Source organism: Rossellomorea sp. YZS02 (genome assembly GCF_033963925.1).
GTDB lineage: Bacteria > Bacillota > Bacilli > Bacillales > Bacillaceae_B > Rossellomorea.
Genome location: NZ_JAXBLY010000005.1, coordinates 154,051 through 178,662 on the forward strand (window position 1 = coordinate 154,051; position 24,612 = coordinate 178,662).

Genomic DNA, 24,612 nt, shown 5'->3' on the forward strand with positions numbered 1-24,612 from the left:
GAAAAACGGACGGTCACCATCTTATTTATAACTAAACACACCTCTTGCTTCACGATCATATTTCCAATACATCCACCCGCCAAGCACAACGCACGGAACGACCACAACCGCCATTCCCAAAAACGCGGTACCCGGTGACATGTCATACAGAAACCCACCGACAAAAGTGAGAATCGCTGTGCTTAATCCCATGCCAAGGGACGTATATACTCCCTGGGCAGCAGGGATATCTTTACTCTCCAACTCTTCATAAATCAACCTCATAAATGCATAATGTGTCAATCCGAAGGTTAATGAGTGGAAAAGTTGGGTAAAGATGAAGACAGGGGTGCTGGGGAATAGGAACAACAATGTCCAACGCGTCACAGCAGCCCCTGCTGCTATCATGAACATGACAGAGATACTCTTTCCTTTTAATAACCGATCTGAAAAAGCAAAGAACACAATCTCAGACAACACGGCAATATTCAAGATCACACCAATATAAACGGCGCTCACGTCTAACTCTTTCAAATAAAGCACACCATAATTATAATAAGAAGCATGTGCTCCTTGAATCAGGACGACAATGACCATTGCCCAGACGAACTTCCGGGATTTCAGCAATCCACGGTAAGACAGCTTCTCCTGCCCTCGTGTCATGCTCATGGACTGTGGGAGCTTCATAAGAGAAGAAAGGAGAATCACGACAATTCCGCCGAACAAAAGATAAATCACGGCCCCCTCCGTAAAAATCGAAGTCAAAAACCCGACCGCAAGAAGTGCTGTCGTATATCCAATCGATCCCCATGACCGGCTCCGGCCATAATCAATCCCATCTTCCTTCATCATTACAGCCGCCATGCTTTCAACCATTGGTAGGAGCATTGGATAAACCAGGCTGAATACCACCATACATCCGATAACCATCCCGAACGAATCCATCGGCAGAAACATCAGCAGTGCAGCAGCTGAAATCAATACAATCCATCTTGATAATCGACCCAATGAAACTGTTTGGCTCAACTTCGGAAAAACGAAAAAGCTCGAAAACGAACGGGCAATCATTCCGACTGCGATGACCGTACTCGCCGCTGATATGGAGAAGTCCTTACTTTCCACAAGCCACGCCGTCCAGTAGGGAATGAAGATTCCCCATGTGAAAAAAATCGCAAAGAACTGAAGTGATAACCACGTCTGATTCTTCAAATCTATCAGATCTCCTTTATGTAGAGTTGGAAATTATTTTACAAACATTGAGTCATTATATAGGAGCCTCACATGAAATACAACCACATTAATTCCTATGTCATTTGAAACATCACTGACTTAGCAGGACTATCCTCATATGAAATAGAAGAAGTAACGACAGATATGAAGGAATAGGGGGCATTTCATGAAAAGGAAAAACATCGGAATCATTTTGTGCAGCGTTCTGCTGGTAACAGCTATCGGGGTCTACATAGCAGTAGGAAGCTTAGAAACAAATCCTTTAAATGGAGGTGGCGATGTTTCGACTGCAGGGGTTGAAACAGATTCAACGCAGAACATAAGCAGGGACGAAAATCCATTTAACGAAAATGTAAAAACGCCATTAAGTGAAAAGCTTATACAACAGTACATTCACGCCATGAGCCATCAGAAGGTAAAAGCGGAAGAAAAATGGTCTTTCTATGAAATTACAAATGAACGTATCGATTTTTTATTATCTCAATTAAAGGTGAACAATTATAAATATGAACCGACTTATGAAAAAATCCTCACGAGATGGAAAAATGGTGATTTCTCCGAAGCGGTAAGTGACCACAATGCCATCTGGAGGATCCAGGATGGGAATGTCGGCATAGCGACAGATTTACTTTCATCCAAAGAAGAAAAGACCTATATCGAAAGCAGAAAAAAAGAATCAAGATAATTTTTTTTAGAAATTTGGTTTTAAACACATAAAATCGGGAAAAGTTTACTACATTTTACAAAAAGGAGGGCGAGCACCATGTCTATGATCTATGCGAAAGCACGTGAGTTGTTTGAAAAGGACGCCAGGGAACACAATGAACTCGAAGCTGCAAGAGTCAGAAAGTATCGCAGATTGAAGCCTGTCCCAAGAGTAAAAAAATAAAAAATAGGAATCACTTATATTTAAACCAGGCTATGGGACAAAGTAGGCTGGTTTTTTTGTGTTGAGAAAGTATTTCATTTTACGAAAGAGTAGGATAAAATAAACGGAAATATGCTATAACATCTATTTATCTACTAAACTATACATAAATAAGAAGGAGGAAGCGAATTGGCCAGACTATATACCGCCTTGATCGGCTTAAGCATGATCTGGGGAATGTCCTTCGTCTTCATCAAATGGCTCGTGGAACCTGCAGGGGTGTGGGGGACTGTATTCCTCAGATGCCTGGCAGGCGCCCTTGTGCTTCTCCCAATCTTTTTCATCCAAAGGAAAAAGGAAGGGAGGAAACCACTACCCTTATGGAAGCTATTTGTGGTGGGGATCGGGAATGCTGCGCTGCCCTGGACACTGATCGCTTTAAGTGAGACGCAGATTAACAGCAATACGGCATCCATCTTGAATGCGACGACGCCTATATGGACGGGGCTGATCGGATTTTTATTCTTTGCCGTCGTGTTGACTGGATACCAGTGGATCGGGATTGCGGTGGGCTTCATCGGTATCCTTGTCCTGATGAACTTTGAAGTGAGCGGAATCTTCTCCTCTGATTTTGTAGGGGTGGGGACGATGGTACTCGCGACGATGAACTATGCGTTTGCTTCTCAATTTACAAAAAAGTATTTGGCAGGAACGAGCGTGGTCGTGATTTCTACGTTCCAGCTATTGATCGGAGCAGCGGTTGGGTTTGTGGGCATGATGATAACTGCCCCAATCTCTGCCGGTGACTTAGCATCAGGTGAGGTAATCCTTGGTATTTTAGGACTGGGGTGTCTCGGTTCAGGTGTCGCGACGCTGCTTTATTTCTATATCATGACCAATGGAAGTCCGGAATTCGCCTCGACGGTGACGTATTTGATACCGGGGACTGCGATGATCTGGGGCTTCGTGCTGTTAGGGGAACCGGTGACACACAACCTCATTCTAGGGTTGCTGATCATCTTTGCCGGGGTATTCCTGTCTTCAAGGAAATCTAAGAAAATCATCTCATCCTTACCTGCAGGGACGAGGTAAGACCTTTAAACAAACGTTTGATTAACATGTCTGAACCCTTTTCTCTCAAGGGATTGGATTACTAATCAAACGTTTGTTTAATTTTTGCAAATAGAATCATTTCATTTACTATTATTTGCTATAATATCGGTAATAAGTATGATCCCTGAATCTGGATATTGAACGGAACGGAGGAGATTTATCATAAAGTATAAGAGAGATGAATCCTATCGCTTTACATTCTCACAGCCCATCCCTTGTTCGTTTACGATCGTCGGGATAGGAGATCAAACGATTCAATCCAAGTCAGCCAAAGGGGAGATCGTTGACTTGAGTCCTCAAGGATGCAGACTTCAGTCATTATTGGACATCCATCTGGAAAAGGAAGTCAGGTTACAGGTGACATTCCAGCTGGATGAAGGCTTTGCTGAAATCACGTCTGTTGGTGTGATCCAATGGAAAAAGAAGAAAGGTCTTTCCGATTTTCAGTATGGGGTGAAATTTACAGGGGATGCCGGCCTTAAAGAGCGCATAACCGATGAGTTGAAGAAATATGTTAAAAAATGAATTCAGGAGGGTTACATCCTATCAATGAACCTTTGGAAAGAGTTTTTCCAATGAATATAATGCAAAAGAATACATATTCATATAAAATGGTTAGGATACATAGCTTTGTATAGACAGGTCCGGATCAAGGATGACTCCGGGTCTAAATAAACAATAAGGATGGTAATTCGATATGAAAACGGCAATTGTAACGGATAGTACCGCCTACATCCCGAAAGAATTGCGTGATCGACTCAACATACATATGATTCCTCTCAGCGTCATCTTTGGAGGGGAGACCTATCAAGAAGAAGTGGACATTACAGCAAGTGAATTTTACGAAGAGGTCAGCATTCAGGATAAACTCCCGACAACCTCACAGCCTCCTGTAGGACAGTTCGTTAAGCTGTTCGAAAAACTTTCAAAAGACTACGATGCCGTCATCTCGATTCACTTATCGAGTGGAATCAGTGGGACGTACCAAGGTGCCGTGCAGGCAGGTGAAATGGTCGAGGGTATTAAAGTGTATCCATACGACTCGGAAATCAGCTGCATGATCCAAGGCTTCTATGCCATTGAAGGTGCGAAGTTAGAGCATGAAGGAAAAACGGCTGAAGAAATCGTCGGGTTATTGGATGAAATGAAGGAGTCTGTTCAGGCTTACTTTATGGTAGACGATCTTGCCCATCTCCAGCGCGGCGGACGATTATCTCAAGCTCAGGCCATCATTGGAAGCCTCTTGCAAGTGAAACCACTGCTGCATTTCGTGGACAAAGTGATCGTTCCTTTTGAAAAAATTCGTACCAAAAAGAAAGCGTTGAAGCGGGTGGAAGGCATCCTGGAAGAAGCAGTCGCGTCCGGTGAAACATATCAGGCTTCCATCATTCATGCCAATCGGGAAGAAGAAGCGATTGAGTGGAAGAATGAGTTGGAAGAGAAGTATCCGAACGTTGAATTCAATGTGAGTTATTTCGGTCCGGTCATTGGGACTCATTTAGGTGAGGGTTCGATGGGGATGGGCTGGGCGAAGAAGATGAGCCAGTAGGGAATTTTGTGATTTGTACCAGGTACAATAGAGTTGTCATGTACCAGGTACAACAGCTCCTTTATGTACCAGGTGCATTCTCGCATTCTCTAACAGTGCCAGGCACGAAACAATCGTTTTGTGTCTGGCACTGTTTTTACATTAAGCAGGATATTCTGCCCCTGGCGCAGAATACATTATTATCCAAACACAAGGAGTGATGTATTTGCGTTTTGCTTTAATGAACGAAAGCTTAACCCCTGAACCATTTGTAAAAGTTCCAGCCATTTTTCACAAAATCTCAGACTTCACCACACTGCCACCTCAACCTCTTAACTCTTCCTATCATTTTTCATCAGATCTACAATCCTACCTCAGTGGGCGATCATTATTATTAGATGAGATACCACATTCAATCGAAATTCTTCAGGAACATTATCACAATGGCTATGTTTCATATGAAAAAGGAGTAAACGATGGACACTGCCGCCGTTGCGGAAATAACCGTCCTCATCTGTTTTCTGCCTTCCAATGCGCACGTTGTTATACAGACTGCACCTATTGCCGGAATTGCATCATGATGGGGAGAGTATCTGAATGTACTCCGCTCTTAAAGTGGAACGGGCCGGCACCGGATTCATCCCGGGCAGCCTTTGAATGGTCAGGCGAACTCTCTGCAGCTCAGAGGGAAGCATCGGATAAAATGATATCCGCTGTTGAAAACGGAGATGACCTCCTCATTTGGGCCGTATGTGGAGCCGGTAAGACGGAGGTCCTTTTTGAAGGAATTTATGAATCTCTTCAAAAGGGTAAACGCGTCTGCATTGCCGCACCCCGTACCGATGTCATCCTCGAGCTGTCTCCCCGTCTTAAAAAGGTGTTTCCCGATACATCCATCACTATTCTATACGGAGGATCTGAGGACCGACACACCTATGGACAGCTTGTCCTTTCCACTACCCACCAACTGTACCGGTACAAAGAAGCCTTTGATGTCATGATCATAGACGAAGTCGACGCGTTCCCATACTCCTATGACAAATCCCTTCAATGGGCAGTAGAACATGCCCGGAAACCCCGTTCGTCCATCATATACCTGACCGCTACGCCTGATTCAATAACGCAGAAGGAATCCGTCAAAGGTAAAAGGAACTTCATACAAATACCTGCACGCTTCCATCGTCACCCGATTCCCACTCCGAGATTTGTCTGGTGCGGACTTTGGAAGAAAGCATTAACGAAAAACCAAATACCCCCTGCACTGAAGAAATGGACGTTATTGAAACTCCAGCAATCCAAACAAGCCTTGATCTTCTTTCCAACCGTCGAACTTATGGAAAATGCACTGCCTTTGTTCAAGGAAATGGATCCCCTCATTGAATCCGTTCATGCAGAAGACCCTGACCGGAAAGAGAAAGTGATGAAAATGAGAAAGAATGAAATTCCTATTTTGCTAACGACTACGATATTAGAACGTGGTGTGACCATCCCAAATATAGATGTGGCAGTTCTCGGGGCGGAAGAAAAAATTTTCACAGAAAGCGCCCTTGTGCAGATTGCGGGCAGGGTGGGAAGAAGTTCTGAGTATCCGTCGGGAGACATCGTCTATTTTCATTATGGCCGGACAAGGGAAATGATTAAGGCCCTCTTACATATCGACGGGATGAATAAAGAAGCTAAAAATAGAGGCTTGATACATGGTAAATAACTGTTTGTATTGTGAGGGTGAGTTGGTAGAGATATTGTCGTGGAGAGGCTTATTTCACAGTGAGACTCAATTTTTATGTGAGGAATGTATGGGGAAGTTAGAAGAAATAGTAGGTAAGCGATGCAACGGATGCTCCCGGCCATTGGATGGACTGCCTTCGAATCTGGTAAAGGAAGCTTTGTGCCTGGATTGTCATAGGTGGGAACAGGATTCAGATTGGAAAGGAATCCTCGATCATAACCATTCCTTCTTCCATTACAATGACTTTATGAAAGATTACCTGGCGAGATATAAATACCGGGGAGATTATGCATTGGCTCAAGCGTTCTCCCATACTATTAAACTCTATCTCGCTAAACGAAAATATGACATCATTATTCCCATTCCCCTCAATGATGAACGCCTCTATGAGAGAGGATTCAACCAATCAACAGCACTTTTGGAGAAGGCAGAGGTCCGTCCCTCCAATATTCTCACCAGATCGCATTCTGAGAAGCAGTCTAAGAAAACGCGGAGTGAGCGACTTTGTCAGGAGCAGGTATTTCAATTAACGGAGAATGTGGTGAAAGAGAAGGCTATTCTGTTGTTTGATGATATTTATACGACGGGTACGACTTTGAGGCAGGCTGCAAAGCTAATAAAGGAAGCGGGTGCTGCAGAGGTTTCTTCCCTGACTCTCGCAAGGGGTTAAAGCAATCAAGTTCTCTGCCGATATAATAGGTAAGAGAAGCTTTACCGGGAGGAACCGATTATGTCAGAAATTATCAATTGTCCAAGCTGCAACGCGATTTTTATGCAAAATAAATTCCGTGATGTATGTGATAAGTGTTATAAAGAAGAAGAGAATATGTACGAGACCGTTTACCAATTTTTAAAGAAACGGGAGAATCGTGCTGCGACTATGAACAGAGTGATTGAAGTGACTGGGGTAGACGAGGAACTTCTATATAAATGGGTGAAAAAGGGTCGAATTCAGACGAGGCAGTTTCCGAATATGGGTTATCCTTGTGATAAATGCGGGAAGATTATAGGGACGGGGCGGATTTGCAGTGATTGTTCTTCTGAACTTGCCATTGATCTAAAAAAGTTTGAAACGGAACAGGAATGGAAGAGTAAATCCCAGGAATCCGGTCAGAGAACCTATTACACGATGAGAGATAAGAACTAGTTTTGAGGAAAAGAATTCAGGAAGAACTAACCAGTCCCTGACACTAAACAAAACACGTTTTCATCCGATATACTAGGTAGAAACCATGTACGTGAAGAAAGCGAGGGAACATGATGAAGATTAACAATATCGGAAATCAGAACATCAATCCTTATAAGCGCAACCTGAACAAAATGGATGAGGTGGGTAAAGCGGGTAAACCGGCATCCGACAAAATCGAAATATCTTCTGCCGCTAAAGAAATGCAGGAGGTTTCCAAACTCGGCAAAGAACGCCAGGCACGAGTGGAAGCATTAAAAGATCAGGTTCAGGGCGGGAACTACAACATCGATCCGAAAGCCATCGCTAAAGGATTACGAAATTTCTATAACGGTCAATAAAAAGGGAGAGAACAAACATGTCAGCCAACAATCTAATCTCAACTCTTGAAAAACTATATAAGCTGCACAAAAGTTTGTTCGACCTTTCAGTGAATAAGACGGATGTGATCAAAAAAGGCGATATGACCGATCTCGATCGTGTGCTGAAGGATGAGCAGAAGCATCTGGCCGCCATCAGTACGGTAGAAGCTGAGCGACAGCGGGAATCCAGTCACTACCTCCGTTCTCGTGGAGTGGCTTTTACCGAGGCACCAACCATATCCCAATGCATCGAACACAGTTCACCTCAAGAAAAAGAAACGCTTGTCCACTGGCAGCAAAAGCTAATCGGTATCATCGGAGAGTTGAAAGCTCAAAATGAGCTGAACCAAAAGCTAGTCTATCAATCTCTTCAATTCGTGAATATGAATCTGTCGATGACGCAGCCGCAGCCGGATCAAACAACCTATTCACGTCCGAACGGTGAAAAGAAAACACCGACAAGTCGATCCCTATTCGATTCGAAAGCATAGCACTAACTAATTGAAACGGAGGCAACACCATGCGATCCACTTTTATGGGCCTTGAAACGGCAAAACGGGGCATGTACACCCAGCAGGGCGCTCTTTATACGACTGGCCACAACATCTCCAACGCCAATACCCCAGGTTACACCCGTCAACGGGTAAACTTTGTACAAACAGAACCATACCCTTCCCCAGCCATGAACCGTCCTCAAATCCCCGGCCAAATCGGAACGGGAGTCGATGCCGGTTCGATTCAGCGCGTCCGCGACTCTTTCCTGGACATGCAGTATAGAGGCGAAAATCAAAAGCTGGGCTACTGGGAGACCAAAATGGAGGCGATGAAGAAGATGGAAGAAGTTATGAACGAACCGTCCGATTCCGGATTGTCCAAAACGATGGATATGTTCTGGCAGTCGCTTCAAGATTTAGCGGTGAATCCGTCCAACTCAGGTGCACGGTCGGTTGTCGTCGAAAGAGGAAAGGCTGTTGCTGAAACATTCAACTACTTATCGTCATCACTGACAAGTGTCCGTGGCGATCTGAAAAATGAGCTGTCTGTCAGTGAAAAGCAAATCAACTCCCTGTCGAGACAGATCGACAACATCAATAAACAAATTGCCGATGTTGAACCGCACGGCTATCTGCCGAATGATCTATACGATGAGCGTGATCGCTTGATCGATGAGCTTTCACAGCATGTTTCCATCCAAACGAGCTACCAGTCCAATGGTGGAGCGTCGTCACCAATCGCAGAAGGTGCCGTTACGGTCACATTGGTCGGGAAAGACGGAAATCTTGCGGTGAACCTGGTCGGGAAAAGTGGCGTGAATGAACTGAAACTGACCTACGGTGGCCCGCAAAATACGGTGGATACTGTATCCATTGGAAGCCAGACACTCGATGTCAATGATTTCCTATCACAAGGTGAGGGGAAGCTGAGAGCCCTAATCGATACATACGGCTTCAAAAATAAAGATGGTGAAGCAGAGGGCTCCTACATCAGCATGCTTGATGAACTGGACAGCATGGCGTATGAATTCGCCAAAGCATTTAACGCCCAGCATCAACAAGGATACACGCCGGAACAGATGAACGATCCAAACTTTGATCCTGACACCGATACTCCGAATACACCGAAGTTCTTCCAGGATGCAAAGAATGCCGCATCAGATATAGATGGCGTGCCGAAAGCAGGCTTCGCTCAAAGAATGCAGGTAGCCGATGAAATGAGCAACCTCGATAACATTGCGACTGCGGGTGCAGATAATCCAACCCTAGGAGATGCATCCAACGTTCTGGCTCTTGCAGATATTATCACAACAACTAAACTGCCTTACGGTGAAAAAGATGCTTCATTCCAAGGGCATTTTGAATCCGTAATCGGAAAAATGGCCGTAGAATCACAAGAATCGGTTCGCCTTGCAAGCAACTCTGGCGTACTGAGAGGAGCTGTGGACGAACGACGCATGTCTGTTAGCGGTGTGTCCCTTGACGAAGAAATGACCGACATGATCAAATTCCAGCATGCCTACAATGCCTCTGCCAGAATGATCACCCTGCAGGACGAAATGCTCGATAAAATCATCAACGGTATGGGTACCGTTGGAAGATAGGTAGGTGAAATACTATGCGCGTAACACAAAGTATGCTGACAGCGAATTCGATGAGAAACCTTAGTTCTTCTTATGGTCGTATGGGTCAATTGCAGGACCAACTGGCGACAGGGAAGAAGATTACAAAGCCATCGGATGATCCGGTTGTTGCTATGAAGGGGATGTTCTATCGTTCGAATCTGACTGGGATTGAACAGTATAAGAGGAATTTATCGGAGCTTTATTTGTGGATGGAAAACTCGGAATCGGGAATCGATCAGGCGAATCAGGGGCTGCAACGTGTTCGGGAATTGACTCTTCAAGGGAAAAATGGAACGTTAAGTCCGGAAGACCGGAAAGCAGTGGCTGTTGAAATTGAGCAAATTAAAAATGACCTTGTAAGTGTCGCTGAAACGAAAGTAGCGGGAAGGTACATTTTTCATGGGACGGACGTTGGGAATTCTCCGATTAAGGATGGAAATCCTACAGATGGAAGTGCTCCACAGGTCGCTGACAATTTAGGCAGTAGTGCCATCGATGCTTATCCTGTTGAGGTTTCTCAAGGAGTTTCTTTAAAAGCCAATGTTAATCCGGATAATGTGTTTAACCAGAAACTTTTTGATACTGTGCACAACATTCAAAAGGCATTGGAATCTGGAGATGATTCTGCCCTTGATACAGAGCTTGAGAATCTTGACAGCGTAATGAACACGTTATCAGCAGAACGTTCTGAACTCGGTGCTAGATACAATCGACTTGAAATGGTAGATGACCGCCTGGGGCAACAAGAAGTCACAGCAAACCGTATACTTTCTGATAACGAAGATGCCGATATCGAACGCATTATCACGGATTTGAAAACCCAGGAAAGTGTCCATAGAGCGGCACTCAGCGTCGGAGCCAGAATCATTCAGCCGACATTAATGGATTTTCTACGATAAAAGCAAGGGGACTGACCCTTTAAGGTGTTTTGTCACCTTAGGGTTGGTCCCTTTTTATATGGAGGTGAGTATGTGTGAACGTTCCACAAATAAGATTGCAGTCCACGTCAGCATCCATTAGCATCCGGACGAATCCGGGGCGTATGGACATCGAACAGCCACCGGCAAAATTGGATATCCAGCAGCCCCAGGCAAAGATGGAGGTCGAACGTACGCCTTCCAAGCTGACTATTGACCAAACCGAGGCACGGGCCGACATGGATTTGAAGTCGGTGCGCCGCAGGATAGAAGAATATTCCCAACAAGGATATGAAGACTGGCTGGCGGGACTTGCCCGTGTGGCACAGGATGGGGATGAATTGATGATGATTGAGAATGGTGGAGATGCGATTGCCTCTCAAGCGAAACGGAATAGTGAGAATCCGATGTATGAATTTAACATAGGATGGATTCCTTCAGCAGGCAGCGTCAAAATCAGCTATGATTCTGGTAGTGTGAAGGTGAACGTTGAACCACAAAAAGTGATAAATAACTCTCGTCCTCAGAATCCAAACATACACTATACACCTGCACAAGTAGATGTCAGTTTGAAACGATATGCCGATTTGCAAATTGATTTTGCTAATTTGAAGCATGTGGGAATTAACTATGAGCAAGAAATCTAGAATGAAGGATTGTGACTTATGAAAATCAATACGAAATATCATGGAGAGATAGATGTGAAGTCAGAAGATGTCTTAACATTTGAGCACGGAATCCCCGGGTTTGGAGAAGAGAAGCAGTTTGTATTGTTGCCACTTCCTGAGAATGAGTGGTTCCATATACTGCAATCGGTGACCACTCCTCAGCTTGGATTTGTGGTGACAGATCCGTTTATGTTTTTTAAGGAGTATGATTTTGAGCTGGATCAGTCTAGTGTGGAGACACTTGGGAATCCTTCTGAACAAGAAGTGCAGGTGCTTTCTATTTTGACTGTTCGTGAAGCACTTAATGAATCTACTGCAAATTTACAAGCTCCCATCATTATCAATCTAGTAAGTCGTAAAGGAAAGCAAGTCATTTTAACCAACTCAGACTACCAAACCAAGCACCTGATCTTTGCTCAGCCTGCAGGAAAGAAGGGGTGAGGAGATGCTAGTACTGACAAGAAAAACGGGAGAAAGTATTCAGATTGGAGATGACATTGAGCTAACAGTCATATCGGTAAAAGGCGATCAAATAAAACTCGGGATAAACGCCCCGAAGAACGTAGACATCCACCGAAAAGAAGTCTACCTCTCTATCCAAAAAGAAAACACCGAAGCTTCGAAAGGAATCGACAATCTGTTTAACCTTTTGCCAAAAAATGAATAAAAATTTTGCTAAAAACTATTAAACACAAGTCGAATAGACCGATAATAGTATTGTAAGCAATGAGGAGAAGGGCGGCCGACCTTTGTGACTTGTTGCAAACTAAAAATTAGATAGTTCACATGGATGTGGGCTTACTTTCAAGGAGGAAATTATTGTTATGAGAATTAATCATAATATTGCGGCATTGAATACTTATCGTCAGTTGAATAGTGCTTCAACTAACCAATCAAAATCAATGGAGAAACTATCTTCAGGTCTTCGTATTAACCGTGCTGGTGATGACGCGGCAGGATTAGCAATTTCTGAAAAGATGCGTGGGCAAATTCGTGGTTTAGACCAAGCTGCAAAAAATGCTCAGGATGGAGTTAGCATGTTGCAAACTGCAGAAGGTGCTTTAAATGAAACGCACTCAATTCTTCAACGTATGCGTGAACTAGGTGTACAAGCATCAAATGATACTAACACAGCTGATGACCGTTCAGAAATTCAAAAAGAAGTGAACCAATTAACTGAAGAAATTAATAGAATTGGTAATAATACAGAGTTTAATACAAAAAAATTAATTAATGGAGATGCTAGTGGTGCGGGTTCCTCAGGCGCAGTTCAAGAAAGCGTCAAATTTGATTTTACAAACATTGTTGCTGGAGAAACAGGTGACACTACTTTAACTATAGGTGGAACTGACTATACAATTGATTTTACAGCAACAGCAAATGATGATACAGGGGCGGCGGATGGATTTTCTGGCACAACCATTACTATTGCAGCAGGAACTACTGACCCTACTGATTTAGGTGACCGTATTAAAGCGCAACTCGAAGCAATGCGAGGTGCAGATCCAAGCCTTTCAATTGCTGACTTTGACTTTACTTCAGATACAGGAGAAGGTTTAACCATTTCAGCAACAGCTGGTGGAGCATTTGATGGTCAAGCTGGCGATGGAAACATTAAATTTAAAACTGGTGTGAGTCCTACTATTACTTCCGTTTCAGAGGGTTCCAATGGTACTAATGGTAAATTAACTTTTCAAATTGGTGCTAATAACGACCAACAACTAACAATTGATATTAATGACATGCGTGCGGTTGCTTTAGGAATTGCTAGTACTACAGGTGGAGGAGATGCGGATGCGGCTGCAGGAGATGCTGCATTTGCTAGTGGTGCAAGTAATCAAATTACTAAAGACGTAACTACTGGTACAGAGTTTGCTTTAGATATGTCAAGTGCTGCAAAAGCTACAGATGCTGTAACAGTAATTGATAATGCTATTAAATCTGTGTCTCAAGAACGTTCAAAACTTGGTGCTTATCAAAATAGGTTAGAGCACACTATCAATAACTTAGGTACTTCTTCTGAAAACTTAACTGCTGCCGAATCACGTGTAAGAGACGTCGATATGGCGAAAGAAATGATGGAGCAAACTAAAAACTCAATTCTTTCTCAAGCAGCACAAGCAATGTTGGCTCAATCCAATCAAATGCCTCAAGGAGTATTACAACTTCTGAGATGATTGATTCTAGGGCGTCTAGTTTGGTAACGAACTGGATTATAACTGGGTGAATTGCTGGAACTTCCTAAAGCTTTATCAACCACAACGAAACTGGAAACAGTAGACGGAACGGTTTGAAAATGATAGAGATGCAACAATGGATAATCAGCAGCCAAGCTCCTGTGAGGAAACTCTGGAGAAGGTTCAACGACTAGAGCACACGGTCTAAGGCAAAAGCTATGACTATGATTCTCGTAGGGCAGGAAACCCTGTTCGAAGTGCCCAGCCCCTTAAATAAAAGGGTGAAGATATAGTCTATTCTATGATCGAAAGACATAGTCGCAAAGCAAGCGAACCAACAACCACAAGGAGTTTTACAACTTCTACGTTAATATTAAACTGTTTAAGAGACTCTAGGCTTCCTAGAGTCTCTTTTTATCATTGTCATCAATGGTTACAATACCCCACCATTCCGTAATTCGCGCAATTTATACACTACAGACCAATAGCTCCTAGCTAAAGTATTCGCAATCTCTTGATCTTTAAAACCCTTCTTCTTGAGGGATATCATCTCATTTATCTCTTTATCAGAGTAATTCTTGTTTCTACTCGAAGAAGAAGCGATAATTTGATAATTAGGATATTGTACTAAAAACTTTTGCTCTTCCTGTTTTAGCCTCCATTCCCAATTAGACTTATAGTACATACTTTCGCATGTCAAAGTAATGGGAGAAAGTAAGTTTAAGAAATTGTATGTTAAGTCTGTTGAGGTTCCTCTCAAAATATAACCATGGCCATCTCTTCTCTTATTCAGTTTGAAGTCAATTTGAAATGATTCTAATATGTGTTGCTGTAACACTTCCAGTTCCTCTTTGGTGTAATTTTGAAGGTATAAGAATATTTGAGGTGTTAAGTAAATCTTCTTTTTTCGATGATTAATATTTTTAGAGATTGATAGAGAACCGTCGTCAAGATAAAGTGCTGTCAAGAAATAGGGAGAAGTACAATATTTCAAAAGCTTAATTGGGATTTGCTTAGAGTGATTTGTGTAGAAGTATGGAAATAACTCGGTGAAAAGGGGGTCAGATTTTGAACGCATAGTTTGGCTTTTCTTTGTAAGGTAGAATAACTCTGGAAAGAAGGAAGCTTTCCAGATTCGGTAGTTTTCTTGTTCCACACCATAATGTTCACGATAACTATGGTTTTTACGTCGTGAATTAGGGTATATTTTTGTGATTTCACCATCTCCCATAATGCTACCTACAAGTAAATTCCTTTGTATAGAAGAAAGATTCAGGAACTTCTCCATCTAATACAACTCCCTTTTAACGAGAACTTGTGTTCTGTATTTATTTTACTACTTACCCATATGGAAACAAAATAAAGCCTATTCTCCCTAAACTTTCCCCACCAAATTCCGATATAACCCATATAACCCTCAGGAGGATCAAACGATGATTGATAAAGTGACAGGCGGAGTACAAGGATTACAATCATTTACTAGATTAGAGAACCAGAAAAGCGAAGAAGTGAAACAAATTCAAGCGCAGGAACAACACCATGAAGAAACCACCACGAAAGAAGCTGTCACGAAAGAAAAAATAGAAGATGTCCTTCATGGGATGAATGAGTTTATGGCCACTTCGAACACACACCTCAAATTTGAATTTCATGATAAATTGAAAGAATACTATGTGACGATTGTGGATGATCGGACGCAGGAGATAGTGAGAGAGATACCGGCAAAGAAAATGCTTGATATGCATGCCGCCATGACGGAATTTGTCGGTTTGCTGGTCGATAAGAAGGTTTAATGGAAGGAGATACATATGGCTGATATGCGAATTGGTGGACTTGCCAGTGGTATGGACACGGATCAGATCATTAAAGACTTAATGAAGGCTGAAAGAATCCCTTTAGATAAATTAGGACAGAAAAAGCAGTACCTTGAATGGCAACGCGACGACTACCGGGATATGAATAAGATGATGTTTGATTTTAGTAATCTTATTTTTGACGGGGTGATGAAGCAGGGGACGTATACGCAGAAAACGATTAGTGTTTCTGATCCTTCAGTTGTGTCTGTGAAAAATATTAATTCGACGACCGATTTTTCAGGAACATTGGAAGTTGGAAATCTAGCTAAATCGGCAACTATCATTAGTGGAGTTACCGGAATTACGGATTCATCCAAGACCCTCAAAGAATTAATGCCTGGTTTAAGTGGCACACAAAAAATAAACATCAAATCTATACTTAAAGATGGAACCTTAGATCCTAAGGGAACATCCATCGAATTTGATCCTGAAAAGGAAACGTTAAATAGTTTAATATCAAAAATTAATCAACAAACAGGAGTTTCTGTTTTCTTTGACGAGAAGTCACAGAAATTTTCTTTTACGGCTAAAAATTCAGGTGATGCAGCCGGGAATGATATCGTTCTTTCAGATGAAACAGGTACATTCTTTGATAGCCTCGGGTTAACCGATTCAAATTTTAGTGGAGTGCGTCAGGAAGGTGTAAACGCAACGTTTACTTATAATGGACTTACAACCACGAGACCTTCAAATACATTCACCATTAATGGTTTTGAACTGTCTCTGAAAAACAAGTCGACAGGTCCTGTAACCTTTACTTCATCACCCGACACCGACAAAATACTAGAAAAAATCGTCAAGTTCGTCGATGAATACAACAAACTCATTGAAAAAGTAAACGGTGAAGTAAACGAAAAGAAGTATCGTGATTTCCAACCATTGACGGCTGAACAAAAAGAGTCAATGGAAGAGAAAGAAATTGAATTATGGGAAGAAAAATCACGCAGTGGTACTTTGAGAAACGATTCTGTTCTGACATCTGGTCTCAACAAAATGAGAACGGACATGTACACACCAATTTCTGGAGGGACATCAGGCCTTGCCCAATTAGCCCAAATCGGAATCAAAACATCAAGTAACTATCTTGATCGTGGAAAGCTGATTATTGATGAAAGCAAACTGAAAGAAGCCATTTCCAAAGATCCGAATGCAATCTACGAGATTTTTGCCAAAGATGGTGCAACGTCAAATGAACAGGGGATCGCCCGTCGTTTACGTGATACGCTAAAAACCACCATGGACAGTATCGAGAAAAAGGCTGGTAAAGCTTCAAGTACCAACAATACATTTACACTTGGTCGTTTATTAAACAATATGGAAAGCCAGATGGATCGTTTCGAAGATCGGTTAACTCAAGTCGAAGACCGCTACTGGCGACAATTCACAGCCATGGAAAAAGCCATCCAGCGTTCCAACCAGCAATCCATGTACCTCATGCAACAGTTCGGCGGATAATCATAATAAAAGGAGTGTCACTATGGCCATCAACAACCCGTATGCAGCATACCAGAACAACTCGGTCAACACCGCATCACCAGGTGAACTCACCCTCATGCTCTATAACGGAAGCCTGAAATTTATTCATATCGCGAAAAAAGCCATTGAAGAGAAGAATATTGAACTGAAGAATACGAATATCCAAAAGACGCAAGCCATCGTGAACGAGCTGATGGTGACGTTGAACACGGATCTTGATGTCTCGCAAAACCTAATGTCTCTTTACGACTATATCAACCGTCGCTTAACGGAAGCCAATATCAAGAACGACGCGGCAATTTTAGAAGAAGTTGAGGGGCTCATCACTGATTTCCGTGATACTTGGAAAGAAGTCATTCAACTGAATCGTCAGAAGCAGCATGCGGGTCAAGGTGGACAGGCGTAATGAGCTCGGTTCTTCTGTGCTACACCATCACGAAGCAATTGAAAGAAGCATTGGAACAGGTGAATGATGAAAATAGGGAAACGACCATTGAGGAAGTGGAAGCTCTGTTAGAAAAAAGACAGAGCTTACTTGGTAACATCAAGCCTCCATATAATCAGGAGGAGCAGGAGCAGGGCAAGCAAATGATTGCCTGGAATGAGCAAATCGATCGGCAGCTGGCTCAATTACGCTTGGAAATCAAGCGGGATATGAACGGCTTAACCAAGAAGAAAACGTCTGTTCAAAAATATTCGAACCCATATGAATCCTTACAATACGATGGAATGTTTTACGATAAAAAGAAATAGGTGATTCTTTGACAACAACGAAACTAGACGAAAAACAGTACGAAATGGTCAACCAATACGTCGGAATGCTCGGCACAATCGAAGAAGCACTGAAATATGTTGAAGCAAGCTTCACGGATTTAAGAAAAACAGAAGGGGATCGAGTCCTTTCTGATGTCTTCATGGCAATTGGGCAGATTTCTGAAAGCAACCATTTGTTAAAAGCAACATTTGATGGACGGGAAGGCATCCAGAACGCTTTAACCCAATTTGATGCTGTAGCAGATCAAGCCTGGAAACTGGACGGGCAATTAGACAACAGCGAAATGAAACAAAGTATAGTCCAGAAAAGCCTGTCACCTGCGTTTTCTGAATGGAAAGCTACGATTGAGAGTGAACTAAACCCTTACCTAGCACACTAAGCCTCGAAACTTCGAGGCTTTTTTCTTTTTCCAAATCCTCACATGCTATAATAATAGAAAAATGCTGGAGGACGCCGGTATGAAAACGATTGTAATTGATGAGATTAGAAGACTCAGCCTTCTCTATCCAGAGGTTCATGAACATGTAGATGGTTTCGGACATATTTCTTTCCGGGTGAAAGACAAACCATTTGTCATCATCGGTGAGACCTTATCGATTAAAACGCTCCCATCCACTCAGGAAATCCTCCTTGAACAGCCAGGTTATATCAAAGCTCCATACATTGGAAGACACGGGTGGGTGCTGGTTGAAATAGAGGAAGTAGGCTGGCAAACCATTGAAGGGTTGGTTCGCAATGGCTACTTGATTGTGGCTCCAAAGAGACTCTCAGATGCTGTTCGGAATGGGTAGAGGAACATGATGAATTTAATTACCAATGAACTTATAAAACAAACCTCTCACTCACGGATGTGGATTTCCCTTGCTCTTATCGTGTTTGTGGATGCCATCGCATCCATATTTGTCTACTTGCTCTTCGATGGCATCCAATTTTCATTCTGGGAATATATGCGAATCAGTTCGAACCTGTTAATAATCATACAACTCTTCAGTCTGATCATTGCCGGGGATATCGTATCGAGTGAATTCTCGTCGGGAACCATCAAGCTATTGCTCATCCGGCCAATTCACCGTGTGAAGATTCTCCTTTCCAAATACATAACCGTACTGGTTATCGCAACTGTTTTAACAGCCTCTCATTTCTTATTTTCTGCCGTACTTGGTTCACTGTGGTTTTATGATAGTTTCTTTGATTTGAACGAGAACTTTTTTATTGTGGCAGGGGCGTATGTCCTGAGATTCATAGAAATGCTGGTGGTTTGTTCGTTCGCTTTTACCTTTTCTGTGGTGACGAGAAGCAGTTCGTTTGCGATTGGTTCTACGATCTTTCTGACCTTTTCTGGAAGCGCGTTATTGATGCTGATGAACGAGCGTGGGCTGGAGTGGGGAAGGTATCTGTTGTTTGCGAATACTGATTTGCAGCAGTATTTCTTTGGGACTCCGCCATTTGAAGGGATGACGTTTTGGTTTTCGGTTGTGGTGATTGCGGTTTATTTGGTTGGGTTTGGTGGATTGTGTTGGTGGAGTTTTGGTCGGCGGGATGTGGATGTTTAGTTTTGTACCAGGTACAATTCAATACCATCTGTACCTGGTACAAACAGGTGTAAATGTACCAGGTACAGAATTAAAAGCTCAAAGAAATACCACTCTGCAGGAATTTTTTAGGTTATGTCGAATTGATATATTTGTACCTTATTAGAGAAAGGAAGAGTATATGACAAGAAACCTTAGAGTTTGGTATCCTGGAGCCATCTATCACATTACTGCACGTGGAAACAGAAAGAATAATCTATTTCGAGACAGAAAGGATTACAATCATTATGTAGGATTAATGCAAAGAGCAAAAGAAAAAACCCCATTCCTTCTTCACTCCTATTGCCTCATGCCTAATCATGTTCACCTCATTATCGGAACACTCAATGATCCTCCTTCAGACATTATCCACTACGTTCACTCCATTTATGCCAGATACTTTAACCGAAAATACCATTATGTTGGCCATGTGTTTCAGGATAGATACTACGCCAAACTAATTAAAAACTCTAAGCAACTGATTGACACGAGCAGTTACGTTCATCTGAATCCAGTGAAGTCGAAATACTCCAAGAAACCTGAAGACTATCAATGGAGTAGCTACAAAAACTATATATCCGCCGGTGACAAGTCAATTGTTGATACTCAAAAGATTTTTTCGTATCTTGGAGAATCTCCTTATGAAAAGTATAAATTTTATGTAGAAATGAAATATAAGATTAAGGATTGGAACGAGCCTCTTCTAAAATATTGATTATAATTTGTACCAGGTACAACGAGACCATAATGTACCAGGTACATTCCACACCATCTGTACCTGGTACACAAACTAACTTCACTTCCTTCACAAATCCGCCCCAAACTCTCCACAAAACCTCCACAACCCCACCGTCTACCCCACCAAAAAAGTGAGATAATAATACCATAAAGAGTACCAGGTGACCCCAAAACACTCGCAACCCCCACCTCACTCTTAAAACTCTCCAACCCTTATTCACCAACACCTTCGACACCACATTACAAACTTTACGAAAAATTGACAAAATTTTAAGAAAGTTTAAGAAGGATAAATGAAGGGAATGGAGAATATATAAACATAGCTTTATTTTTAAAAGGAGGAGTTTACATGTTGAACTACAACATTCGAGGCGAGAACATTGAGGTAACTCCAGCGATTCGCGAACACGTGGAGAAGAAGATTGGCAAGTTAGATCGTTACTTTAATGAAACTCCTGATGCAAATGTACATGTTAATTTAAAAGTGTATCCTGATAAAAATACGAAAACTGAAGTGACTATTCCAATGCCGCATTTAGTGCTACGAGCAGAGGAACGCAACACAGATATGTATGCGGCCATTGATCTGATAGTAGATAAATTGGAGCGTCAAATTCGCAAACATAAGACAAGAGTGAACCGTAAGATGCGTGAAAAAGGCAGCCCGAAGGAGTTCTTCGCGGCTCAGGAAGATTTGAATCATGTTTCTCCTAATGGCGCAGCTGCCGTTGAACTGGAGGAAGAGGACGATCAGGAAGTAGTAAGAACGAAGCAGTTCAACCTGAAACCGATGGACAGCGAAGAAGCCATCCTGCAGATGAACATGCTCGGTCATACATTCTTCATCTTCACCGATGCAGAAACAAACGCGACAAACATTGTGTACAAGCGTCGTGACGGTAAGTACGGTTTAATTGAAACAAACTAAATTGATAACCAAGGAATCCTGCGGTCACAATGATGACCGCAGGATTTTTTAATTGATAGGAGGATTTTACCATTTTTTGTCGAAGTTTGATGGTAGGCAAAAAATAGGGGGAAATGAAATGAGAGATCCACGATTAGAAAAGTTAGCGGAAGTGCTTTTAACCCATTCACTAAAGGTGAAAGAAGGGGAAAAACTTATGATTGCTGGGGAGCAGACTACGAAGCCCCTCATAAAAGAACTCCTTAAAAAATCTTACGAAATAGGAGCTATCCCTTACTTTGAATTGGGAGACCAGGAATTAAATCGAATAATGGCAACACACGCCAGACCAGAACAGATGATCCTGCGAAACAAATGGAATTTGGAACAGTATCAGGACCTGGATGCATTTATTAGTATTGCCAGCGATGCCAATGACGCAGAAATGAGTGAAGTCCCTCCAGAACAATGGCAGGAACTTATGCCTCATATGAAAGAATCCAACGACTATCTCATCCAAAACAAAAAGTGGGTTCTTCTAAACTATCCAAACTTCTCACTCGCACAAAAAGCAAAGATGAGCTATGACACGTTCTTTGATTATCTTCTGGAAGTCTGCACAGTCAATTACAAACAGATGGAAGAAGCCCAGAAGCCTCTGAAAGAGTTGATGGATAAAACCGATAAAGTGCGCATCACCGGTGAAGGGACGGACCTTACATTCTCCATCAAAGACATTCCGTCTGTCATGTGTTTCGGTGAGCGGAACATTCCGGATGGAGAGGTGTATACGGCTCCTGTGAAGGATAGCGTGAATGGGACGATTACCTATAACACTCCGACACTTTATAGGGGATTTTCGTTTAACAATGTTTCCTTGACGTTTGAGGACGGCAAAATTGTGAAGGCGACTGCAGATAATACGAAGGAATTGAACGATATCCTCGATACTGATGAAGGTGCCCGTTTCATCGGTGAGTTTGCTCTTGGTGTGAACCCGAAGATCAACGAACCGATGCTGGATATTTTATTTGATGAAAAGATTAACGGAAGCTTTCACTTCACCCCGGGACAGGCATATGAAGAGGCAGACAACGGAAACCGCTCCAATGTGCACTGGGACATGGTGTGTATCCAGCGTCCTGAATACGGCGGCGGGGAAATTTACTTCGATGATGTTTTAATTCGTAAAGATGGGTTATTTGTAGTAGAAGAGCTAAAAGGTTTGAATCCTGACGCTTTAATCTAAAGGAGGACTTCATCATGACGTATTCCATTGTAGGCTATGACCCGGAAGAGAAAGAATGGGGGATTGCGGTACAATCGAAATTCCTCGGTGTTGGATCGGTTGTGCCGTTTGCAAAAGCAGGGGTCGGCGCAGTGGCGACTCAATCCTACGCGAACACTTCTTACGGTCCACACGCACTTCAACTGATGTCAGAAGGAAAGACGGCGGAAGAAGCTCTTGAAATCATTACAAAGGATGACCCGGAGCGTCCGTTACGCCAGGTAGGATTGATTGATGCCGGTGGAAACCCGGCCACGTTCACGGGTGAAGGGTGTTATGACTGGGCCGGTGGGCAGACAGGCAAACACTTTGCCGCGCAGGGAAATATATTAGTAGATAAGAACACAGTGAAGGCGATGGCGGAGACTTTTGAATCGACGACCGGGTCCCTTGCAGAGCGATTGTTACAGGCATTGAATGCCGGGCAGGAAGCAGGCGGTGATTCCCGGGGGATGCAGTCCGCTGCCCTGTTAGTCGTTAAGGAAAACGGCGGGTATGGCGGATTCAACGACCGGTATATAGATCTGAGGGTGGACGATCACACCTCTCCAATCAAAGAACTGAAGCGGGTCTATCAACTTCATCAGCTCTACTTTAAAGAATCGGATGCCGGTAGAGTGGTATTATTGGAGGGGAATATCCATGATGAAGTGGAACGTGAACTATCGCGACTTGGTTATGCGAAAGAAAAGCAGTCCCTCTATCAGAATCTGAAAGACTACCTCCACACGGAAAACTTTGAAATGCGTGAGCAGGAAGAGAATTATATCGATTTGGATGTATTGGATTATATGAAAAAGCAGGGAAGATAGATGGAAAAAGAACCAGTCGGAAATCGATTGGTTCTTTTTTCTTGTTTTAAAACAGTTTAATGCTTGCTAGAAATGTTATATAATGAACATTTGTGTACGGGACTCAGAGAAGTTGGAGGTAAATACAAACATGAGTACAGTCGGTAGAAATGAACCATGCCCATGTGGCAGTGGAAAGAAATATAAGAAATGCTGTGAGAACGTTGTGAATATAGATACCCTGGTGAATCAGGAGCTGGATGTGCTGCAGGCGCAGCTGTATGACTTTATCGCTACGGCTCAGTCTGCGGAGATGGAAGAGAGCTATCATCACTACTTGTCCAAGATGGACTTGATGCAGGCCGATCCGGATATATATGAAATGGCATTTGTCAGCTGGTACGGAGCGACTCAGAAGGATGCTGACGGTGTTCGTTTAATTGAACGTTTTGTAGATAAACAGTTGAGCACCGTGACCCGCCCTCAGACAGCTGAAATATTGGAATCATGGAAGAACATTCGTGTGACAGCCGGTACAGTTGAGAAGCTGGATGACCATACGCTTCGTGTCGATGAAGCCATCTCAGGGGATACGCTTGTCGTAACGGAGAAATTTGGTAAGCTTGAGGAGAACAGCTTCTTCTTAGGGTTACTATTACCAAATGGAGAGAAGTATCTTCCATTTGCTCAATACTTCATTTATCCAGCGATTGAAAAAGCTGCGATGGAATTAGTGAAGATCCGTTATGAACAAGGTGAGTTTGAAACTCTCCATGATTACTTATCAGGTCAGTACCTGGAAATCGCGGATGTCGGATTTGTTCTTTATAGTGCGGAGAAGAAGAAGTCAGGAAAAGCGGCTTCTAAACCAGATCAGGCAGAAGCAGAACAAGATTCTGATAAGAATGCCGAAGACTCCATTGAAGGAGTGGAAATCTGGAAGACGCCGGAATACAACGAAGCGATTACTTCCCTTCAAACCTTCCTATCTGAAAAAGGGGAAGACAAGAATGAAAGTGCACTCCTCGTAGCCGTATTGGAAAAATACTTCTACACAGAACGCCCAACGATCCGCAATCCAAAAATCTACTCAGGGGCAATGGTCGACATGGCGAAAAACATCGACGAAATCAGCATCCGCCACGTTCAAAAAGAACTGGCGGAATACTTCGATGTCTCTGCCAACAGCATCTCCAGACGAAGCAAACAAATCTGGGAAAGCTACCAGGACACAGTCTACGAACTGCTAAAAACAGTGAACGCCTAACCAGAACTAAATACACTTTTCACAAAAGTCGCCTATCAAAGGCGGCTTTTTTTGAGGGACGGACCTC

Annotated in this window: 30 protein-coding genes; 28 read left to right on the forward strand and 2 right to left on the reverse strand. The window is 42.8% G+C overall.

The features are described from left to right. Nucleotides 1–21 precede the first annotated feature (21 nt). Nucleotides 22–1,188 carry a 3-phenylpropionate MFS transporter gene (locus tag SLH55_RS06960; RefSeq protein ID WP_320323035.1) on the reverse strand — a complete coding sequence of 389 codons (1,167 nt, stop codon included), beginning with the start codon at nucleotides 1,186–1,188 and terminating at the stop codon, nucleotides 22–24. 187 nt (nucleotides 1,189–1,375) lie between these two features. Here SLH55_RS06960 and SLH55_RS06965 point away from each other — a divergent pair, with 187 nt between their 5' ends. From SLH55_RS06965 to SLH55_RS07040, 16 genes are all read left to right on the forward strand, one after another. Then, entirely contained in the window at nucleotides 1,376–1,894 is a 519-nt protein-coding gene (locus tag SLH55_RS06965) for a DUF6241 domain-containing protein (RefSeq protein ID WP_320323036.1), read from the forward strand. Nucleotides 1,895–1,972: 78 nt separating this feature from the next. Then, nucleotides 1,973–2,098, forward strand: a complete 126-nt coding sequence (locus SLH55_RS06970) for a hypothetical protein (RefSeq protein ID WP_320323037.1) — start codon at nucleotides 1,973–1,975, stop codon at nucleotides 2,096–2,098. A gap of 168 nt (nucleotides 2,099–2,266) precedes the next feature. Next, nucleotides 2,267–3,169 carry a DMT family transporter gene (locus SLH55_RS06975; protein ID WP_320323038.1) on the forward strand — a complete coding sequence of 301 codons (903 nt, stop codon included), beginning with the start codon at nucleotides 2,267–2,269 and terminating at the stop codon, nucleotides 3,167–3,169. 273 nt (nucleotides 3,170–3,442) lie between these two features. Further along, entirely contained in the window at nucleotides 3,443–3,715 is a 273-nt protein-coding gene (locus SLH55_RS06980) for a PilZ domain-containing protein (protein WP_413787083.1), read from the forward strand. Between the two features lie 172 nt (nucleotides 3,716–3,887). Next, the gene (locus SLH55_RS06985) at nucleotides 3,888–4,739 is read left to right on the forward strand and encodes a DegV family protein (protein ID WP_320323039.1); all 852 of its coding nucleotides are present in this window, start codon (nucleotides 3,888–3,890) and stop codon (nucleotides 4,737–4,739) included. Nucleotides 4,740–4,938: 199 nt separating this feature from the next. Further along, nucleotides 4,939–6,426, forward strand: coding sequence for a DEAD/DEAH box helicase (locus SLH55_RS06990; RefSeq protein WP_413787081.1), 1,488 nt, complete (start codon nucleotides 4,939–4,941; stop codon nucleotides 6,424–6,426). Nucleotides 6,427–6,514: 88 nt separating this feature from the next. Next, the gene (locus SLH55_RS06995; protein WP_320323041.1) at nucleotides 6,515–7,117 is read left to right on the forward strand and encodes a ComF family protein; all 603 of its coding nucleotides are present in this window, start codon (nucleotides 6,515–6,517) and stop codon (nucleotides 7,115–7,117) included. A gap of 60 nt (nucleotides 7,118–7,177) precedes the next feature. Further along, nucleotides 7,178–7,594 (forward strand): TIGR03826 family flagellar region protein, encoded by a 417-nt coding sequence (locus tag SLH55_RS07000; RefSeq protein WP_320323042.1) that lies wholly within the window; start codon nucleotides 7,178–7,180, stop codon nucleotides 7,592–7,594. A gap of 113 nt (nucleotides 7,595–7,707) precedes the next feature. Continuing rightward, nucleotides 7,708–7,974 (forward strand): flagellar biosynthesis anti-sigma factor FlgM, encoded by a 267-nt coding sequence (gene flgM, locus SLH55_RS07005; RefSeq protein WP_320323043.1) that lies wholly within the window; start codon nucleotides 7,708–7,710, stop codon nucleotides 7,972–7,974. 17 nt (nucleotides 7,975–7,991) lie between these two features. After that, nucleotides 7,992–8,486 (forward strand): flagellar protein FlgN, encoded by a 495-nt coding sequence (locus SLH55_RS07010; protein WP_320323044.1) that lies wholly within the window; start codon nucleotides 7,992–7,994, stop codon nucleotides 8,484–8,486. Nucleotides 8,487–8,515: 29 nt separating this feature from the next. Continuing rightward, the gene (gene flgK, locus SLH55_RS07015) at nucleotides 8,516–10,093 is read left to right on the forward strand and encodes a flagellar hook-associated protein FlgK (RefSeq protein ID WP_320323045.1); all 1,578 of its coding nucleotides are present in this window, start codon (nucleotides 8,516–8,518) and stop codon (nucleotides 10,091–10,093) included. A gap of 14 nt (nucleotides 10,094–10,107) precedes the next feature. Then, the gene (gene flgL / locus SLH55_RS07020) at nucleotides 10,108–11,013 is read left to right on the forward strand and encodes a flagellar hook-associated protein FlgL (RefSeq protein WP_320323046.1); all 906 of its coding nucleotides are present in this window, start codon (nucleotides 10,108–10,110) and stop codon (nucleotides 11,011–11,013) included. 74 nt (nucleotides 11,014–11,087) lie between these two features. Beyond that, nucleotides 11,088–11,678, forward strand: a complete 591-nt coding sequence (locus tag SLH55_RS07025; protein WP_320323047.1) for a DUF6470 family protein — start codon at nucleotides 11,088–11,090, stop codon at nucleotides 11,676–11,678. A gap of 18 nt (nucleotides 11,679–11,696) precedes the next feature. Next, complete coding sequence (gene fliW / locus SLH55_RS07030; RefSeq protein ID WP_320323048.1) at nucleotides 11,697–12,140, forward strand: flagellar assembly protein FliW; 444 nt, start codon at nucleotides 11,697–11,699, stop codon at nucleotides 12,138–12,140. Between the two features lie 4 nt (nucleotides 12,141–12,144). After that, nucleotides 12,145–12,366 (forward strand): carbon storage regulator CsrA, encoded by a 222-nt coding sequence (gene csrA, locus SLH55_RS07035; protein WP_320323049.1) that lies wholly within the window; start codon nucleotides 12,145–12,147, stop codon nucleotides 12,364–12,366. Between the two features lie 157 nt (nucleotides 12,367–12,523). Continuing rightward, nucleotides 12,524–13,876, forward strand: coding sequence for a flagellin (locus SLH55_RS07040; protein ID WP_320323050.1), 1,353 nt, complete (start codon nucleotides 12,524–12,526; stop codon nucleotides 13,874–13,876). Nucleotides 13,877–14,309: 433 nt separating this feature from the next. Here SLH55_RS07040 and SLH55_RS07045 read toward each other — a convergent pair whose 3' ends face one another. Then, nucleotides 14,310–15,164: a DNA endonuclease gene (locus SLH55_RS07045; RefSeq protein WP_320323051.1), complete on the reverse strand. Its 855-nt coding sequence runs from the start codon at nucleotides 15,162–15,164 to the stop codon at nucleotides 14,310–14,312. A gap of 145 nt (nucleotides 15,165–15,309) precedes the next feature. Between SLH55_RS07045 and flaG the strand changes: the two genes are divergently transcribed. From flaG to SLH55_RS07105, 12 genes are all read left to right on the forward strand, one after another. Continuing rightward, nucleotides 15,310–15,669, forward strand: a complete 360-nt coding sequence (gene flaG, locus SLH55_RS07050) for a flagellar protein FlaG (protein ID WP_320323052.1) — start codon at nucleotides 15,310–15,312, stop codon at nucleotides 15,667–15,669. Nucleotides 15,670–15,684: 15 nt separating this feature from the next. Further along, the gene (locus SLH55_RS07055) at nucleotides 15,685–17,187 is read left to right on the forward strand and encodes a flagellar hook-associated protein 2 (protein ID WP_320323053.1); all 1,503 of its coding nucleotides are present in this window, start codon (nucleotides 15,685–15,687) and stop codon (nucleotides 17,185–17,187) included. A 22-nt stretch (nucleotides 17,188–17,209) separates the two neighbouring features. After that, nucleotides 17,210–17,614 (forward strand): flagellar export chaperone FliS, encoded by a 405-nt coding sequence (fliS, locus tag SLH55_RS07060; RefSeq protein ID WP_320323054.1) that lies wholly within the window; start codon nucleotides 17,210–17,212, stop codon nucleotides 17,612–17,614. Then, nucleotides 17,614–17,961, forward strand: a complete 348-nt coding sequence (locus SLH55_RS07065) for a flagellar protein FliT (RefSeq protein ID WP_320323055.1) — start codon at nucleotides 17,614–17,616, stop codon at nucleotides 17,959–17,961. The genes fliS and SLH55_RS07065 overlap by 1 nt, the downstream gene beginning before the upstream one ends. 8 nt (nucleotides 17,962–17,969) lie before the next feature. Then, nucleotides 17,970–18,362, forward strand: a complete 393-nt coding sequence (locus SLH55_RS07070; RefSeq protein WP_320323056.1) for a hypothetical protein — start codon at nucleotides 17,970–17,972, stop codon at nucleotides 18,360–18,362. A gap of 79 nt (nucleotides 18,363–18,441) precedes the next feature. Then, nucleotides 18,442–18,774, forward strand: a complete 333-nt coding sequence (locus SLH55_RS07075) for an MmcQ/YjbR family DNA-binding protein (RefSeq protein WP_320323057.1) — start codon at nucleotides 18,442–18,444, stop codon at nucleotides 18,772–18,774. Between the two features lie 6 nt (nucleotides 18,775–18,780). Beyond that, nucleotides 18,781–19,536 (forward strand): ABC transporter permease, encoded by a 756-nt coding sequence (locus SLH55_RS07080; protein WP_320323058.1) that lies wholly within the window; start codon nucleotides 18,781–18,783, stop codon nucleotides 19,534–19,536. Nucleotides 19,537–19,696: 160 nt separating this feature from the next. Further along, nucleotides 19,697–20,269, forward strand: coding sequence for an REP-associated tyrosine transposase (locus SLH55_RS07085; RefSeq protein WP_320323059.1), 573 nt, complete (start codon nucleotides 19,697–19,699; stop codon nucleotides 20,267–20,269). A gap of 372 nt (nucleotides 20,270–20,641) precedes the next feature. Further along, on the forward strand, nucleotides 20,642–21,220 hold the full coding sequence (hpf, locus tag SLH55_RS07090) for a ribosome hibernation-promoting factor, HPF/YfiA family (protein ID WP_257474867.1): 579 nt from the start codon (nucleotides 20,642–20,644) through the stop codon (nucleotides 21,218–21,220). Between the two features lie 118 nt (nucleotides 21,221–21,338). Beyond that, nucleotides 21,339–22,448 (forward strand): aminopeptidase, encoded by a 1,110-nt coding sequence (locus SLH55_RS07095; RefSeq protein WP_320323060.1) that lies wholly within the window; start codon nucleotides 21,339–21,341, stop codon nucleotides 22,446–22,448. A gap of 14 nt (nucleotides 22,449–22,462) precedes the next feature. Further along, nucleotides 22,463–23,299, forward strand: coding sequence for a DUF1028 domain-containing protein (locus tag SLH55_RS07100; protein WP_320323061.1), 837 nt, complete (start codon nucleotides 22,463–22,465; stop codon nucleotides 23,297–23,299). Nucleotides 23,300–23,429: 130 nt separating this feature from the next. Continuing rightward, a complete protein-coding gene (locus SLH55_RS07105; protein ID WP_320323062.1) occupies nucleotides 23,430–24,545 on the forward strand; it encodes an SEC-C domain-containing protein in 1,116 nt (371 codons plus the stop codon). Nucleotides 24,546–24,612 lie beyond the last annotated feature (67 nt).

Bases quoted from the DNA above. Each gene is read 5' to 3' on its own strand.
- SLH55_RS06965 (WP_320323036.1), top strand. From the start codon at position 1,376: ATGAAAAGGAAAAACATCGGAATCATTTTGTGCAGCGTTCTGCTGGTA.
- SLH55_RS06970 (WP_320323037.1), top strand. From the start codon at position 1,973: ATGTCTATGATCTATGCGAAAGCACGTGAGTTGTTTGAAAAGGACGCC.
- SLH55_RS06985 (WP_320323039.1), top strand. From the start codon at position 3,888: ATGAAAACGGCAATTGTAACGGATAGTACCGCCTACATCCCGAAAGAA.
- SLH55_RS06990 (WP_413787081.1), top strand. From the start codon at position 4,939: ATGTATTTGCGTTTTGCTTTAATGAACGAAAGCTTAACCCCTGAACCA.
- SLH55_RS06995 (WP_320323041.1), top strand. From the start codon at position 6,515: ATGGGGAAGTTAGAAGAAATAGTAGGTAAGCGATGCAACGGATGCTCC.
- SLH55_RS07000 (WP_320323042.1), top strand. From the start codon at position 7,178: ATGTCAGAAATTATCAATTGTCCAAGCTGCAACGCGATTTTTATGCAA.
- flgM (WP_320323043.1), top strand. From the start codon at position 7,708: ATGAAGATTAACAATATCGGAAATCAGAACATCAATCCTTATAAGCGC.
- SLH55_RS07010 (WP_320323044.1), top strand. From the start codon at position 7,992: ATGTCAGCCAACAATCTAATCTCAACTCTTGAAAAACTATATAAGCTG.
- flgK (WP_320323045.1), top strand. From the start codon at position 8,516: ATGCGATCCACTTTTATGGGCCTTGAAACGGCAAAACGGGGCATGTAC.
- flgL (WP_320323046.1), top strand. From the start codon at position 10,108: ATGCGCGTAACACAAAGTATGCTGACAGCGAATTCGATGAGAAACCTT.
- fliW (WP_320323048.1), top strand. From the start codon at position 11,697: ATGAAAATCAATACGAAATATCATGGAGAGATAGATGTGAAGTCAGAA.
- csrA (WP_320323049.1), top strand. From the start codon at position 12,145: ATGCTAGTACTGACAAGAAAAACGGGAGAAAGTATTCAGATTGGAGAT.
- SLH55_RS07040 (WP_320323050.1), top strand. From the start codon at position 12,524: ATGAGAATTAATCATAATATTGCGGCATTGAATACTTATCGTCAGTTG.
- SLH55_RS07045 (WP_320323051.1), bottom strand. From the start codon at position 15,164: ATGGAGAAGTTCCTGAATCTTTCTTCTATACAAAGGAATTTACTTGTA.
- flaG (WP_320323052.1), top strand. From the start codon at position 15,310: ATGATTGATAAAGTGACAGGCGGAGTACAAGGATTACAATCATTTACT.
- SLH55_RS07055 (WP_320323053.1), top strand. From the start codon at position 15,685: ATGGCTGATATGCGAATTGGTGGACTTGCCAGTGGTATGGACACGGAT.
- fliS (WP_320323054.1), top strand. From the start codon at position 17,210: ATGGCCATCAACAACCCGTATGCAGCATACCAGAACAACTCGGTCAAC.
- SLH55_RS07065 (WP_320323055.1), top strand. From the start codon at position 17,614: ATGAGCTCGGTTCTTCTGTGCTACACCATCACGAAGCAATTGAAAGAA.
- SLH55_RS07075 (WP_320323057.1), top strand. From the start codon at position 18,442: ATGAAAACGATTGTAATTGATGAGATTAGAAGACTCAGCCTTCTCTAT.
- SLH55_RS07080 (WP_320323058.1), top strand. From the start codon at position 18,781: ATGATGAATTTAATTACCAATGAACTTATAAAACAAACCTCTCACTCA.
- SLH55_RS07085 (WP_320323059.1), top strand. From the start codon at position 19,697: ATGACAAGAAACCTTAGAGTTTGGTATCCTGGAGCCATCTATCACATT.
- hpf (WP_257474867.1), top strand. From the start codon at position 20,642: ATGTTGAACTACAACATTCGAGGCGAGAACATTGAGGTAACTCCAGCG.
- SLH55_RS07095 (WP_320323060.1), top strand. From the start codon at position 21,339: ATGAGAGATCCACGATTAGAAAAGTTAGCGGAAGTGCTTTTAACCCAT.
- SLH55_RS07100 (WP_320323061.1), top strand. From the start codon at position 22,463: ATGACGTATTCCATTGTAGGCTATGACCCGGAAGAGAAAGAATGGGGG.
- SLH55_RS07105 (WP_320323062.1), top strand. From the start codon at position 23,430: ATGAGTACAGTCGGTAGAAATGAACCATGCCCATGTGGCAGTGGAAAG.